Source organism: Dietzia sp. IN118, from assembly GCF_032905965.1.
Classification (GTDB): Bacteria; Actinomycetota; Actinomycetes; order Mycobacteriales; family Mycobacteriaceae; genus Dietzia; species Dietzia kunjamensis.
Genome location: NZ_JAUMSR010000001.1, coordinates 579,537 through 593,828, shown reverse-complemented (window position 1 = coordinate 593,828; position 14,292 = coordinate 579,537). Strand labels below are relative to the sequence as shown.

Here is a 14,292-nt window from a genome sequence, read left to right as displayed (position 1 = left end):
GGTGGTGGGTCTGTACGTGGTGCAGTCCAAGACCGCCTCCGGGGCCATCGGCGTGCAGATCTGGGAGAAGGTCCGTGGCCGGCGCCAGATGGTTGCGCATATTGGCTCCGCCCACACGCCCGGCGAGCTCGCGGCATTGATCGAGATCGCCAAGCAACGAATCAATGCTGACCAGCACGAACTCGAGCTCGGACTAGTGGACCGGGCATCTGCGGTGATCGATCTGCCCGCCAGCTCGGCAGCCGTGGCCAAACGGTCGTCGTCACGAATCCTGTGGCAGGGCCTGGTGGGCAGTTACGAGCGGCTCGGCTTTGACGTGGTGGCCGACTCGGTGTTCCGCGACCTGGTACTGGCCCGTCTGGTCGATCCGACGAGCAAACTCGATTCGGTACGGGTGCTCAGGCGACTGGGCTTGGATCCTCCGCACGTCAACACGCTCTATAACTGTCTGGGTCGGGTGGTTGCCCGCGACTACCGCACCCTCATCGCTACCGCTTGCTGGCGCCACGTCACGGCCGCCGGCGGCCCCGGCGTCGCCCTGATCTTGTATGACCTGACCACGTTGTACTTCGAGGCCGAGAAAGAAGACGGCCTACGCAAAGTCGGCATGAGCAAGGAACGCCGAGTGGATCCGCAGATCACTGTCGGACTGTTGGTAGCCCGTGACGGATTCCCGCTGGACGTGCATGTTTTCGAGGGCAACAAAGCAGAGACCAAGACCTTGATCCCGGTGATCACCGCCTTCCAAGAGCGGCACGCAATCACGGACATGGTCGTCGTGGCTGACCTCATGACCGCACAGACCAACAACCAGAGGGGTCAAGATTCACCCGTCACGTAGGGGTCAATTTTCGCCCGCCGTTGACACCGTGTCCAAGAGAAGGCCCCGGGCTGGCCAGTCGCCGGAGCAGGCGCGCATCGCTGAGCTGGAAAAGCAGATCAGCAAACTCGAGTCAGACGCCGCCCGGAAGGACAAGGTCATCGCCGATCGTGACGCCGCGTTGGAGGTCATGGGAAAAGGTGTCGCGTTCTTGGAAGCGCTCTCCAAGAAAAACAAGGGGTGACCAGGGCCGCCTGGCGCACCTGGCAGGCCGAAACCGCGCAGCTGCTGACCGCGCTGCTGGGTGTGGTGCGGTCCTGCGCCCTGGTCGGTAGGTCGCGGGCGACCCATCATCGCCAGGCCAATCCGAAACCGCGCCAGTATGGGCCGCACCCCAAGGCCCGCCATCCTGCCGAGCTCACCGCCGCCGAGCGCACCGCGATACTGGAAGTGCTCACCAGCGAGGCCTACGCCGATCTGTCCGTGGCCCAGGTGTGGGCCCGCGAACTCGACGCCGGCCGGTATCACTGCTCGCAGCGCACGATGCACCGGATCCTGGCGGCCGAGGCGATGAACGGCGAGCGTCGTCGGCAGGCAACCCATCCACCACGGGCGATTCCCGAACTGGTCGCAACCTCAGCAAATGCTGTGTGGTCGTGGGACATCACGAAAATGCGGGGCCCGGCCAAGGGCATCTGGTACCACGCCTCCGTCGTCATCGACATCTACTCCCGCTACGTCGTGGGCTGGCGCATCGAGACCGTCGAAGACGGCGAACTGGCCGCCGACCTGGTCGCCGCCGCCATCGCCGAGCAAGGCCAGGCACCGGGGTATCTCCACGCCGACGGGGGCGCGGCGATGACCTCGAAGCCGTTGGCCTCACTCCTGTGCGATCTGGATGTAACCCGGTCGCACAATCGGCCGCGGACCAGCAACGACAACCCGTACAGCGAGTCGCAGTTCAAGACCATGAAGTACACGCCGAACTACCCCGAGCGGTTCGCCAGCATCGGTGCCGCCCGGGCATGGATGAACCGATTCATCCACTGGTACAACCACCAGCACCGGCACAGCGGGATCGGACTGCACACCCCGGCCAGCGTCCACGACGGCACCGCCGAGACCATCCGCGACAGGCGCCAGCTCGTGCTCGACGCCGCCTACGCCAAACACCCCGAACGGTTCACCCGACGACCGCGCCCACCCCGACTGCCGGAAAAGGCGACCATCAACGACCCCGACGCCCGATCACCCGAAACTAGCCAAGCCCAACCGAGCACCTCACGTCTCATTTGATTTGACACGCTCCGTGATGCGGCCAACTCCTATCCTTGCCAGCCGGTCCCAGACCAGCCACCCCAAGACTCACAGCGGTTCAGACCGAGGGACCAACCAAGCATGTGAGCGACGCTGGACCCGATATCAATTAAGCTATCCGGCAGGCTCGAATCTCTCTAAGCATTATAAAGATATAAATCGCATAAAATGCGCACAAGATTCCGTTTGTATACCACAGGTATGCGAGGGCACTCCACTCTTGCATATTGGCTACAAATACCGTCAAGCCAATTGCCCCAAGTCGCGATCCATCCCATATTAGCTGAACGTTTGATCGCCCGAAGACGGCAATTAATTGCCCAAATGGCCCTACTAGAATCAGCCCAAAGATGTAAGGCGCGTAAGCGGCCAGATAATCACCGACCCCTGACCATTGGCTGCCCAGGGCGGCAGTCCAGACGCGATCAGGGGTCAAAATAAGTGCGCATACGGCGACGAGACCCCCTACTGACAGTGGCACCAACAGTGCCCGGAGCAGCCCAATAGGATCTTCTCCCGCTCGCACTTTCCGGCCAACCCACCCGATCACAACGGGCGCAACGGCTGCTACCAGGATACCGATCGGCACAGCCACAATTCGTTGGGCGATCGCGGCGAGTCCAACCTCATGCGCCCCGGATATCCGTTCGATAACGAGCGGTGCGTTCCAAACCACTAGAACGTTTGCGCCGGCAGATAGCGTCAGAGTAAACGCGTTTCTCATTTGCAAACGAAAGTAGCGGTACAGGTAAAGCTTTGTGTTGGACCTGAATATTCGCCGCGCGGCACGCAATCCGAGAACTTGAATGGAAACGGCCGCCACATAGCTTGCCGCGATCCCCAACTCTAGACCGATGGCACGAAACTGCCCGTCCACACCCAACGAGATTCCGGCCTGCGAGCTACCTTGAACAGCTTTTGATATTGCCAGACCATTCAGTTGCTCGTATCGAGCAGCATATTGCGTTAGTACGAGGGTGCTCGCCATCGCAAGGATCGAACCCGCCAGCAAGAGAGAAATGACCCACTCACCAGTTGCCATGCGCAAGATGGGAACGGCTGCGATCGAGATAAATGTGGCCGCGATTAGAGCGATGCGAGCAGCGCTTACAGCATCGACGTCGTCCGCTCTAGCAATCTGCGCCTCAAACCGGCTCTTCGCATCTGAGTGTGGGTGAGGGCGACACGCCGGTGAAGCAGTAGGGAGCAAGAGGGTCGAGGCCCTGAAGGATTGGAAGTACCTCTACACCCAATCCCGAAGGGGCCTCGACCCATGTCTGAGCCTATCGGGTGCTGCCGGCCTGCCGCTGGCGCCGCACCTTCGTCTCGTTGTTCCCGCTGCGATGTTCTCGTCGGTCTCGATGACGTGTACGTCCTTGATGCGCGCATGGTCGACGAGCACCTAGAGGTGACCGTCGAGTCCGAGCCTGGGCCTGTCGGGTGCCCCGACTGCGGCGCCGTCGGAGTAGGCCATGGCCGGCAGGTAGTGCGTCTGGTCGACATCCCCTCGTTCGGTCGCCCCGTCACGATCATCTGGCGCAAGCGCCGCTTCCTGTGCCCGGGAGCGGCGTGCGAACGCTGCACCTTCGTCGAACATCTTCCCGGCCTGGCCTCGCCGCGGCACGCCACCACGACCCGCGTAGTGGAGTGGGCGGTACAGCAGCTGCGACGAGAGCACGCCACCGTCAACGGACTGGCCCGCCAGCTCGGCACCGCGTGGCACACCGTGTGGACGCCGGTCAAGGCCGTGCTGCAGTCGCTCGCCGATGATCCGGACCGCTTCGACGGCGTCCTCACCCTCGGAGTCGATGAACACATCTGGCACCACGTCTCCCGCCGCAAACGCGGGCCGAAAGAACTGACCGGGATGGTCGACCTCACCCGCGATCGGGACGGAAAGGTGCAGGCCAGACTGCTGGATCTCGTGCCAGGCCGCTCCGGGGCAGTGCTGGCCGACTGGCTCACCGGACGCGGTGAGGGCTTCACCAGCGGTGTCGAGATCGCCGCCTTGGATCCGTTCCACGGCTACAAGCGGGCCATCGATGACGAACTCGAGGACGCCACCGCGGTGCTCGACGCTTTCCATGTCGTCAAGCTCGCTCTCGGTGCCGTGGACGAGGTCCGCCGTAGGTTGCAGCAGCAGATCTGCGGGCACCGCGGACGTAAAGGCGACCCGCTCTACGGGATCCGCACCATCATCCGCTGCGACCCGGCACGGCTGACCGAGCGGCAGTGGCGACGGTTCAATGACGCACTGGCCGCCGACCCCAGGCACGAGGAACTGTTCCTCGCCTGGCAGATCGCCCACGAACTCCGACAGGCCTACCACCATAAAGACCTGCCAGCCGGGCGCAGCGCTGCGGAGAAGATACTCGCGACCTTGCCGTCCTGCCCGATCCCAGAGATCGCCCGCCTCGGCCGCACTCTTCGCAAGTGGAAGGACTCCTTCCTCGCCTACTGGACCACCGACCGATCCAACAACGGAGGAACCGAAGCGATCAACGGCCTCATCGAACTCCACCGGCGCCTGGCCCGCGGCTACCGCAACCGCGACAACTACCGCCTGCGGATGCTCCTCATCGCCGGCGGGCTACGGACCTGACCCCACACTTAGATGCGAAGAGCCCTCAAACCGAAGCGTGGCAAGGGTCCCAACAATGCTCATTATGGCCAAGAACAACTGGGCCCTGCCGAACGCCTCTGGCCCGTACAGTCTCGATAGAGCCGGAGTACAGACGTATAGGACCAATTGACCGATCACGAGACCAGTCGCCAGCGCCCCCACTCGTCGCGTCAACGCCAGCATTCGTTGCATAACAGTTTCCAGTCACACCGGTATAACTTGACCGCAGTTCGCTGACTCAATGCATGCCTCTGCTACGCGCACCGTGGCCAACCCCTGCCTCATCGTCACGATGTCGGCGGGCCGACCGAGCACCGCGTCGCGGAAATTCTCGTGTTCTACGCGCAGTGGCTCCGGCTTCGAGAATGCAAAACGGACCATGTCTCCCTCGCTCACCCCTCGGAACTGGGAAATCTCGTCCCACGTCGTCTCGACTTCTCCGTTGGCAAAAAAGGTGAGATCCGCAGTTAGTGTGTCGGCTACAAAGGCGCCCTTTTCGCCGGTGATTACTGTCGTTCGCTCCTTGAGCGGGGAAAGCCAGTTAACGAGGTGGTTGGTCACGGTCCCGCCGGACAGTTTTCCCACGACGGCGACAAGATCCTCATGTGCACGCCCCGACTTAAAACCTGTCTGAGCGGCGACGCTGATGAACTCCTGTTGGGTGACCCAAGCGGTGAGGTCGATGTCGTGGGTTCCGAGATCCTTTACCACACCTACGTCTGCGATCCGCCCAGGGAACGGGCCTTGGCGGCGGGTAGCCACCTGCAAGATCTCCCCGAGGTCGCCGTTCTCGATTCGTATGCGGGCCTGCTGTAGAGCCGCGTTATACCGCTCGATATGCCCGACCCCGCCCACCAGGTCGGCCTTTTCGAACGCTGCAACGATGCGCTCAGATGAGGCAGTGTCGTGTGCCAACGGCTTCTCGATAATCGTGTGGACCCCCGCTTCGGCGAGTTCCAAGGCCACCTCCTCGTGGAGGCCCGTTGGGACCGCAACCATGCAGTAGTCGATGCCCTTGGCGATGAGTTCAGTTACAGATGAGACTAAATTCCGTCCGTTGGCGACCCCGAACCTGTCACCACCAGGATCGGCGATCGCCACGAGTTCGACTCCATCGAGTGAGCCAAGCACACGAGCGTGATGACGCCCCATCATTCCCAGGCCAATGAGTCCTGCTCTGAGATCCGTCATGTCAGCTCCCCGCCTTTGCCAGTGTGTTGACCGCTGCGACGATCCTGTCCAGTTCCGCCGCGCCAACCGACGGGTGCACTGGAAGCGACAAACACTCTCGCGCCGCGATCGCTGTCTCCGGCAGATCAACCTCCGCAACGAACGGGGCGAGCAAGTGGTTGGGCACCGGGTAGAACATCCCTGACCCCACGCCGAACTCGTTCTTAAGCGCGGCAGCGAAACCGTCGCGATCATCAGCGATTCTCACTGTGTACTGGTGGTAGACGTGCTGCGCGCCGGTGGCCACCGGCGGCACCACGACGCCCTCTAGGTGAGCGTCGAAGTGCGCTGCGTTGGCCCGGCGGATCTCCGTCCAGGCGTCGACCTTGGTGAGCTGTACCCGCCCGATTGCGGCATGGATGTCGGTCATCCGGTTGTTTAGGCCGACGACCTCGTTGTGGTACTGCTTTTCCATGCCTTGGTTGCGGTAGAGCCGCAACTTGCGCCCGGTTTCGTCGTCCGCCACCGAGACCATACCTCCCTCGCCGGAGGTCATATTCTTGGTGGGGTAGAGCGAGAACATGCCGAACCGGCCGAAGGCCCCGACCGGAGTTCCGTCAAGGGATGCACCGTGCGCCTGAGCCGCGTCCTCGAAGACATCGAGACCACGGGATTCTGCTAGGTGGAGGATGGCCGGCATATCTGCCGGATGGCCGTAGAGGTGAACTGGCATGATCGCCCGAGTGCGACCAGTGATCACGGCCTCAACCGCAGCCGGAGAAAGGCAGAACGAGTGCGGGTCGATGTCCGCGAACACCGGCGTTGCGCCGGTGAGCGCGACAGAGTTGGCGGTCGCCGCGAAGGTGAACGACGGGACTATGACCTCGTCCCCGGGACCAATCCCGCTGGAAAGCAAGCCAAGGTGAAGGCCCGAGGTACCGGAGTTCACTGCAACACACTCTCGGCCCAGGCCGAAATGAGCTGAGAATTCATCCTCGAAAGCCCCGACCTCGGGACCCTGTGCGATCATGCCGCTGCGCATCACGCGGTCGACGGCGGCTCGCTCCTCATCACCGATGAGCGGTTTGGCGGGGGGAATGAAGTCCATCAACTTGTCTCCTCGATCAAGGTGTCGCCGGTCTCGCGGAACCGGTCGCCGGTTTGTGGACACGTCCAGGCACCATTGCCGGCGTCCTCGAGTGGCACCCCGGCCCGGCCGACCCAACGGATGCGGCGAGCGGGAACTCCCGCGACGAGGGCGAAATCGGGGACGTCCTTGGTCACAACGGACCCCGCCGCGACCAACGCCCAGCGCCCGATGGTGACCGGGGCTACGCACACCGCGCGAGCACCGATCGAGGCACCCGTCCGGCACGTGACGCCCACCGCCTCCCAGTCGTCTCCCCGCTTGAGGGAACCGTCCGGGGAGATCGAGCGTGGGTAGTGATCGTTGGTGAACACCGCGGCAGGGCCGACGAACACACCATCTTCGAGTTCGGCCGGTTCGTAAACGAGCGCGTAGTTCTGGAGCTTGCAGTTGTCGCCCATCGTCACCCCGGTGCCCACGTAGGCGCCCCGCCCGATGACGCAGTTCTCGCCGACTCGCGCCTCCTCGCGCACTTGGGCGAGGTGCCACACCGAGGATCCGTCGCCGATCGTTGCCGTCTCCGCGACGTCGGCTGAATCCACCACACGTACCGCCATCAGTCTTCGGCCCCGTCGGTCGCGCGCCCCACTACGAGGAAGGCGGCCGAACCGAAACGGTCGGCGGCGAGGACCCGTCTCCCGTCCACGACAATGCGCACCCCGGGCAGGTCGTCGGCGGAGAGCGCGCGGTAGGAGGCGTGATCAGCCTGCACAATGGCAACGTCGACGGGACTCCCCAGAGTGTACGGTTCCCACTCGAAGCCACGTAGCTCCTCGTCGGAGTACATAGGGTCGTGGACGCTCACCTCGGCGCCGGCCTCCCGAAGGGCCTCCACTGTGGCGAAAACTCCGGAGAACGCTGTCTCCTTGACCCCGCCTCGGTAGGCGGCGCCGAGAACGACTGCCTTCTTGCCCTCAAGTGACCCGCCGGCGGCACCGACGGCCAGTCCCACGGTGTAACTCGGCATCGCCGTGTTAGCCTCGCGCGCAGCACGGACCACGGTGGCGTCCGGGTCGTTCCACAGGTACAACCGCGGGTACACGGGGATGCAGTGCCCGCCAACGGCGATTCCCGGTCGGTGGATGTGGCTGTACGGCTGCGAGTTACTCGCCTCGATGACCTGGTAGACGTCGATGCCGTTCTTCGCTGCGAACACGCCGAACTGGTTGGCCAACCCGATGTTGACGTCGCGGTAAGTAGTCTCAGCGAGTTTTGCCATCTCCGCGGCCTCGGCCGAACCCAGATCCCACACGCCGTTGCCTCGCTCAAGGTCCGGGCGGGCGTCAAACTGGAGGACCTGCTCGTAGAACTCACTCGTGCGGCGCGCACCCTCCTCGGAGAGTCCACCGAGCAACTTGGGGTACTTGCGAAGGTCTTCAAAGACCCGTCCGGTGAGCACCCGCTCCGGGGAGAAGACGACATGGAAATCCGCTCCCTCGGTCAGACCGGACTCCTGCTCGAGCTTCGGCTTCCACCGAGTCCGTGTCGTGCCTACGGGCAAGGTGGTCTCGTAGATCACGAGGGTCGAATTCTCCGAACGGAGTCCACGCGCGATGTCGCTGGTGGCGGAATCCATCCATCCAAAGTCCGGACGGGCCTCATCATCAACGAACAGCGGCACCACAATCACGACGACATCGCTCTTCGATACCGCTTCTGCGGTATCGGTCTGAGCAACAAGTGCACCCGCGGATACGACCTCTGCAAGGTACTCCGCCAAGTGTGCTTCGCCCGGGAACGGCTCTGTTCCGCTATTGACCAAGTCCACCACGTTCTGATTGACATCCGCACCGTACACGTTGTGTCCAGAACGGGCGAACTGAACGGCGAGCGGAAGACCGATTTTCCCAAGGCCGACTACTGTAATTCTCATTAGCGCAAATTCTCGCTCTCAGTAAGATGTGGCGTGGTCTAGCGGGTACACATTCCGGTCCAGCCAGTTCCTCGCCTGATCGTGATCCGAGATGGCATCGATCTCACTCCGGTCAAACGCAACTGGCGGCACTTGAACTTCAGAGAGAGCCTCGTGCTCGTTACTGACCTGCGGCGCTTCGGTGTCGTCGAATAGTTCCTCCGACAGCTTTTCGTTGTCACGTAGACCGGTGTAGACAATCTCCAATTGCTTTCCCGACTGCTCGATAAGCGTCTTGGCAACTTGTGCGATCTTGATGGGCTCGCCCATATCCAAGACGAGCGTGTCGCCACTCGACCCGACGGCTGCTGCCTGAAGCACCAGCTGGCAAGCCTCGGGGATGGTCATGAAGAAGCGGTCAACCTCAGGGTCAGTCACCGTGAGGGGACCGCCATCCTTGATCTGCTTCTCGAAAACCGTCAATACTGAACCGCGCGAACCGAGAACGTTGCCAAAGCGAACAGATACGTACTTGGCGCGCTCGTTCTTATCAGCTTCTGCCGCGGTGAGTCTTTCCGCTATTCGTTTGCTCGTGCCCAGTGCCGAACTCGGGTTCGCGGCCTTATCTGTAGAAATATTGACGAAGGTCTCTACGCCGCTCATTGAGGCGGCGTCGAGCAGGTTCAGTGTTCCGAGAACATTTGTTTTGAGAGCCTCCAGCGGGTATTGCTCTAGAAGAGGCATGTGCTTGAGCGCCGCGGCGTGGAACACAATCTGGGGCTTCCGCTGGGCGAAGATCTCCAAGATCGAACTCCGGTCGCGGATCGACGCGAGGATCGTGTCGTCACCGTCGAGCATCGCCTGGTCCTGCAGAGAGAGCTGAACCGAATGAAGGCCCGATTCATCTCGATCAAGCATCATGAGTTCAGCAGGCCGAAACCTGCTTATCTGGCGGCACAGTTCGGAACCGATCGAACCGCCCGCGCCGGTCACCATAATCCGCTTTCCGCGAAGGTACTCGGCGATCTGCGTCTGATTGAGTTGGGCTGGCTTACGTCCCAACAGATCATCCACGTTAATTTCGCGAAGCTCATCCGCAGCGACCCGACCCCGCATCATCGAATCGAGTGGCGGCAACACCAGAACTCGCAAACCTGCCGCTTCTGCACGGTCGCGAATGTCGATGAGCTCGTCGCTGGGCAGGCTCGGTACTGCGAGCAGGAGAGTGGAAGCCCCCGTCTTCTTGGCCAACTCTTCCAGCGCCTCGCGTCCACCATGCACGCGGACACCCTCGATCACCATGTGGCGCTTGCCTGCGTCGTCATCCAGGATTCCGACCGGGTTGAAGTGGGAGACCTCGGAACGACGAAGCTGGCGCACGAGCTGGAGTCCGCCGTCGCCCGCACCGAAGACCAGCGCACGTTCCGCGTCCTTTGTCCCGCCTGCACCGAACAGCCTCTTCCGCCGCACGAGCGATCTGAGGACAAGCGCGCTGAGGATGGTAAAGGCTCCGGTTACGATGGACGTGGAGCGTGGGACCCCCTCGTACTGCCCTCCGACGATGTGACCGAGGAAAACCGTGAACGTGACCGCCGAGAAGACAAACGTGACGACACTGGTCTCCAGGACGCTGCCGGGCACGAACCGGCCACGGTACAACCCGACCAGCCAGCCTACGATCCACGTCAGCACGATGAGCGCAACTAGAACCAGGTACGCGTTCCCCATCCTCAGGGATTGAGCCAGCCGGTCCACCGAAAAATCGAATCGCATCCACAGGGCAAGGACGAACATCGCCGCCCACAAGACGGCATCGACGGCAATCCACTGGGATGTGCCGAGACCGATGGGGCGGCGAGCAGGCCCACTGAACCGTTCGGCTTGTGCATCCCTAGTCATCTCGGGTCCTCCCTGGGTCTACAAATGCTCTGCACTGGAAAGAACACTTAGGCTTTCCCAGCCGTTGAGGGTGTCTTGGACGAGTAGTAGTACGAGTCGTAGTACCCGGCTGAGCCCTTCTTGGCGGGCTTGTTAGCCACCGTCACGATGCCCAGGAGGCTGGCGTCTGCCTTCGCCAGGTTGTCCACTGCCTGCGCGACCTGATCAGCGGTGGTCCGGTGTGAGCGGACCACGAGCAGTGCGCCATCCGTGATCCTCGCGAGTAACGCACCGTCCGTCACAGGAAGAAGCGGCGGAGAGTCGATGATCACGTAGTCATACTTGCTGCGCAGTTCGTCGATGAGGTGTCGCGCCATATCGGAGGCGAGGAGTTCGGAGGGGTTGGGCGGCAACGGGCCGCATGCCAGTAGATCCACGCCGTCGTGTCGCGTTTCTTGTACTACGTCGGCAAACTCGGCCTGACCGGACAGGATGTTGGTCAAGCCCACCTTGTCCGGCATGGACATGTAGCTGACCACCAGGGGGCGGCGGAGGTCCGCCTCGATCAACAGAACCCGGTTACCGGACTCGGCGAGGGCAAGCGAGAGATTGATTGCGGTCTCGGACTTGCCCTCTGTGGCCACTGACGAGGTCAGCACGAATACGCGCGGGGGGTTGTCGACGTTGAGAAACTGCAGGTTGGTACGCAGCCGCCGGAAAGATTCCGCCGCCGGGGAGTGTCCTTCACGGAAGGGAACGATGTGCTCGGCGCCATTTTCTTTGTCCTCGGCCTTGCGGAACGGAATCGACCCCACAACTGGCTTATCCGCGATCGACTCCAATTGCTCCGCGGACTTAACCCTGCGGTCGAAAGCGTTGATGAGGAGCGCGATGCCGATCCCAGCGAGGAGACCCAGGACAAGCCCGATTGCCACGTTCTGTTCGGTCTTGGGCGCGATGGGCGAAGTCGGCAACGCGGGCGGATTGACCACGGTGAGCTTCGCCAACGCCGGGCCGCCGCCATCTGGGGTCTCGAGGCGGTTGATGGCCTCGGGGAGAACTTCGCCGAAGCCCTGCGCCAACTGCAACGCACGCTGCGGGTCGGAATTCGAGACCGCAACATTGAGCAGAACGGTCTTGGCGTCGGCGGTGGCCGTGGTCTCACCAGCGACCTGGGTTGGCGTGAGGTCCGCCCCGGCGGCGTCCACCACCTGCTGGGTGATGTCCGTGCTCTTGACCAGCGCGGCGTAGGACTGCACCCGCTGCTGAGCGCCGAGTGACCCCTGGTAGGCCGCCGCGGCGGAATCCCCGCCAGCGACGGTCACGTAGAACTGGACCTTTGCTTGGTAGCTCGGGGGGGTGAGCAGGCTCATTCCTAGCGCTAAGAGACCCCCGATGAGCGTTGCAGCCACGATGACGATCCAGCGGGCTCGGAGCACGGACAACAGGTCCCGCAGATCCACTCCAGGGTCCTTTCCTTTAGCCTGGATCCACCGATGAGATGAACTTCTAGCGCGGTGTGGGAACGCGAGAATGCCCTTCTGAACTGGCAAGATACGACTTGCTTAAGGTCCGTATCGCCAATTCAAGAAGGGCATCCCGCAGATGCAACTATCTCACACTCTGCCCGTAAGCTTCGCGACGTTCGATGAGCCCAACCTCGTGTCGGGCGCCGGCCTCGTGCCGCTGATGAAACTCGCCGACCGGGCGGGCCTGCACCGGCTCGGTGACGAGCATCTGAGCGTGCCCACCGACAAGGGCTCCAACGGTGGAGTGAAACTGGCCTCGCTCGTGGCCGGGATGGCCGCAGGCGCGGATAGCATCGACGACATGGCCCTGCTGCGCCACGGGGCGATGGGCACACTCTTCGACCGCCCGTACGCCCCTTCGACGCTGGGATCGTTCCTGCGGCAGTTCACCTTCGGCCACGTCCGCCAAACCGATGCGATCGCCTCGCGGTTCGTGCGCGCACTGGCCGAACACACCGGACTGCTCGGTCATGAGTCGGACACCGGGACGGTGATGGTCGATATCGACGACACGATCGTGGAGGTCTACGGACACGCCAAGCAGGGCGCCTCGTTCGGCTACTCCGGGGTACGTGGCCTGAACGCGCTGCTGGCCACGGTCTCCACCGAGCAGGCTGCTCCGGTGATCGCCGCTCAACGGCTGCGCAAGGGCTCTGCCGGGTCCCCGCGAGGGGCTGCCCGGCTGGCCACCGACACGCTGGCACTGATCCGCCGCACCCACCTTCACGGCCGTGACGTGCTGGTCCGAGGCGATTCGGCGTTCTACTCCCACAGCATGGTCACCGCCTGCCTGGCCGCCGGAGCCGAGGTCTCGGTCACCGTACGCATGGACCCGGCGGTCAAACGTGCCATCGCCACCATCGACGACGACGCGTGGACCACGATCAACTACACCGACGCGATCTTCGACGAACACACCAACCGTTGGATCTCCCGCGCCGAAGTCGCCGAGGTCGACTTCACCGCATTCACCTCGAAGCCCAAGAACGACCAGGTGCCGGGTCGGCTCGTGGTGCGCCGTATCCCCGACCTGAATCCCAAGGCTGCAAGTGGGCAGGCGAGCCTGTTCGATACCTGGCGGTTCCATGCGTTCTTCACCACTACATCCGTAGAGCAGTACGACACAGTGGCGGCCGACAAGACCCACCGCGCACACGCGATCATCGAGAACGTCCACGCTGACCTGAAAGCCTCCGCGCTGGCGCACCTGCCCTCGGGCGTGTTCAACGCCAACGCCGCCTGGCTGACCTGCGCCGTCATGGCGTTCAACCTCACCCGCGCCGCCGCCACCCTGACCACAAGCTCGAGCCTGGCACGCGCGACGACCGCGACGATCCGCCGCAAACTCATCAACATCCCGGCCCGGATCGCCTCCTCAGCCCGGCGGCTCCGACTCCATCTACCCGAAAGCTGGCCATGGCAAACAGCCTGGCAGGCGCTCTACGACACCGTCTTCTCCCCGCGCCGGCCCAACGTGCCGATCTGACTCCCAACTCCAGCACCTACGACCAGGAACCAAAGTGGAAAGCCGGGCAGACCGGCGGACCTCACACGCCCTCCATACGGTCACGACCCACGACCATGCCAGCGACCGCCCCGGCTACTTCATCGGTGAATTGAGGCTAAGGTTCGGAGATGTAGCGCTGGAGGATCGCGTGGACCGCCCGCAGGGTGTCGGTGACCCGTGTCGATCCACCCCGAACTCGGTGGTGGACCATCTGGTCAGTGGCAGATCATGGTCAGCTGGGTGTGAACACGCCAGTGCCTTGACCTCGGCGACCTCGACCGGGGTGAACACCCGCGGTCGCCCCGGTCGGGGCCGATCCTCAAGCCCCTCCAGGCGCTCGAGGCAGAAGCGATGCCGCCAGCGGCGTGCGGTGTCCTCACACACCCCGACCTCGCGGGCGATCGCAGCGTTCGCGTCACCGTCTGCCAGCGGCGAGCACGATCCGGGCC

General features: G+C 63.0%; 13 protein-coding genes. 5 read left to right on the top strand and 8 right to left on the bottom strand.

The features are described from left to right. Positions 1-16 precede the first annotated feature (16 nt). Genes Q2K20_RS02855 through Q2K20_RS02845 form a run of 3 tightly spaced genes read left to right on the top strand, consistent with a single transcriptional unit; the run spans position 17 to position 2,116 of the window. The gene (locus Q2K20_RS02855) at positions 17-841 is read left to right on the top strand and encodes an IS1634 family transposase (RefSeq protein ID WP_317176656.1); all 825 of its coding nucleotides are present in this window, start codon (positions 17-19) and stop codon (positions 839-841) included. Between the two features lie 28 nt (positions 842-869). Next, on the top strand, positions 870-1,064 hold the full coding sequence (locus Q2K20_RS02850; protein ID WP_317176655.1) for a hypothetical protein: 195 nt from the start codon (positions 870-872) through the stop codon (positions 1,062-1,064). After that, positions 1,061-2,116, top strand: coding sequence for an IS3 family transposase (locus Q2K20_RS02845; RefSeq protein WP_317176654.1), 1,056 nt, complete (start codon positions 1,061-1,063; stop codon positions 2,114-2,116). Before Q2K20_RS02850 ends, Q2K20_RS02845 begins: the two co-directional genes overlap by 4 nt. Before the next feature lie 130 nt (positions 2,117-2,246). Here the strand turns inward: Q2K20_RS02845 and Q2K20_RS02840 are convergent, their stop codons facing one another. Further along, positions 2,247-3,179 carry a hypothetical protein gene (locus Q2K20_RS02840; RefSeq protein WP_317176653.1) on the bottom strand — a complete coding sequence of 311 codons (933 nt, stop codon included), beginning with the start codon at positions 3,177-3,179 and terminating at the stop codon, positions 2,247-2,249. Between the two features lie 345 nt (positions 3,180-3,524). On the opposite strand from Q2K20_RS02840, the gene Q2K20_RS02835 reads away from it, so the two are divergent. Then, on the top strand, positions 3,525-4,739 hold the full coding sequence (locus Q2K20_RS02835) for an ISL3 family transposase (RefSeq protein WP_007631245.1): 1,215 nt from the start codon (positions 3,525-3,527) through the stop codon (positions 4,737-4,739). Between the two features lie 225 nt (positions 4,740-4,964). On the opposite strand, the gene Q2K20_RS02830 is transcribed toward Q2K20_RS02835, so the two are convergent. The 6 genes from Q2K20_RS02830 to Q2K20_RS02805 are packed head-to-tail and all read right to left on the bottom strand — an operon-like array spanning position 4,965 to position 12,270. Continuing rightward, positions 4,965-5,951, bottom strand: a complete 987-nt coding sequence (locus Q2K20_RS02830; RefSeq protein WP_317176652.1) for a Gfo/Idh/MocA family oxidoreductase — start codon at positions 5,949-5,951, stop codon at positions 4,965-4,967. A 1-nt stretch (position 5,952) separates the two neighbouring features. Then, a complete protein-coding gene (locus tag Q2K20_RS02825; protein WP_317176651.1) occupies positions 5,953-7,038 on the bottom strand; it encodes a DegT/DnrJ/EryC1/StrS family aminotransferase in 1,086 nt (361 codons plus the stop codon). Further along, the gene (locus tag Q2K20_RS02820; RefSeq protein WP_317176650.1) at positions 7,038-7,622 is read right to left on the bottom strand and encodes an acyltransferase; all 585 of its coding nucleotides are present in this window, start codon (positions 7,620-7,622) and stop codon (positions 7,038-7,040) included. Before Q2K20_RS02820 ends, Q2K20_RS02825 begins: the two co-directional genes overlap by 1 nt. Positions 7,623-7,633: 11 nt before the next feature. Continuing rightward, positions 7,634-8,950 (bottom strand): nucleotide sugar dehydrogenase, encoded by a 1,317-nt coding sequence (locus Q2K20_RS02815; RefSeq protein WP_317176649.1) that lies wholly within the window; start codon positions 8,948-8,950, stop codon positions 7,634-7,636. Between the two features lie 18 nt (positions 8,951-8,968). After that, positions 8,969-10,828 carry a nucleoside-diphosphate sugar epimerase/dehydratase gene (locus tag Q2K20_RS02810; protein WP_317176648.1) on the bottom strand — a complete coding sequence of 620 codons (1,860 nt, stop codon included), beginning with the start codon at positions 10,826-10,828 and terminating at the stop codon, positions 8,969-8,971. 47 nt (positions 10,829-10,875) lie between these two features. After that, complete coding sequence (locus tag Q2K20_RS02805; RefSeq protein ID WP_317176647.1) at positions 10,876-12,270, bottom strand: polysaccharide biosynthesis tyrosine autokinase; 1,395 nt, start codon at positions 12,268-12,270, stop codon at positions 10,876-10,878. 142 nt (positions 12,271-12,412) lie between these two features. Here Q2K20_RS02805 and Q2K20_RS02800 point away from each other — a divergent pair, with 142 nt between their 5' ends. Then, on the top strand, positions 12,413-13,822 hold the full coding sequence (locus tag Q2K20_RS02800; RefSeq protein WP_069389547.1) for an IS1380 family transposase: 1,410 nt from the start codon (positions 12,413-12,415) through the stop codon (positions 13,820-13,822). A gap of 114 nt (positions 13,823-13,936) precedes the next feature. Here the strand turns inward: Q2K20_RS02800 and Q2K20_RS02795 are convergent, their stop codons facing one another. After that, positions 13,937-14,227, bottom strand: coding sequence for a helix-turn-helix domain-containing protein (locus Q2K20_RS02795; protein WP_317176646.1), 291 nt, complete (start codon positions 14,225-14,227; stop codon positions 13,937-13,939). Between the last annotated feature and the right edge of the window lie 65 nt (positions 14,228-14,292).

Coding starts and splice junctions, on each gene's coding strand:
- Q2K20_RS02840 (WP_317176653.1), bottom strand. CDS start 3,179: ATGGCAACTGGTGAGTGGGTCATTTCTCTCTTGCTGGCGGGTTCGATC.
- Q2K20_RS02835 (WP_007631245.1), top strand. CDS start 3,525: ATGGTCGACGAGCACCTAGAGGTGACCGTCGAGTCCGAGCCTGGGCCT.
- Q2K20_RS02830 (WP_317176652.1), bottom strand. CDS start 5,951: ATGACGGATCTCAGAGCAGGACTCATTGGCCTGGGAATGATGGGGCGT.
- Q2K20_RS02825 (WP_317176651.1), bottom strand. CDS start 7,038: ATGGACTTCATTCCCCCCGCCAAACCGCTCATCGGTGATGAGGAGCGA.
- Q2K20_RS02815 (WP_317176649.1), bottom strand. CDS start 8,950: ATGAGAATTACAGTAGTCGGCCTTGGGAAAATCGGTCTTCCGCTCGCC.
- Q2K20_RS02810 (WP_317176648.1), bottom strand. CDS start 10,828: ATGACTAGGGATGCACAAGCCGAACGGTTCAGTGGGCCTGCTCGCCGC.
- Q2K20_RS02800 (WP_069389547.1), top strand. CDS start 12,413: ATGCAACTATCTCACACTCTGCCCGTAAGCTTCGCGACGTTCGATGAG.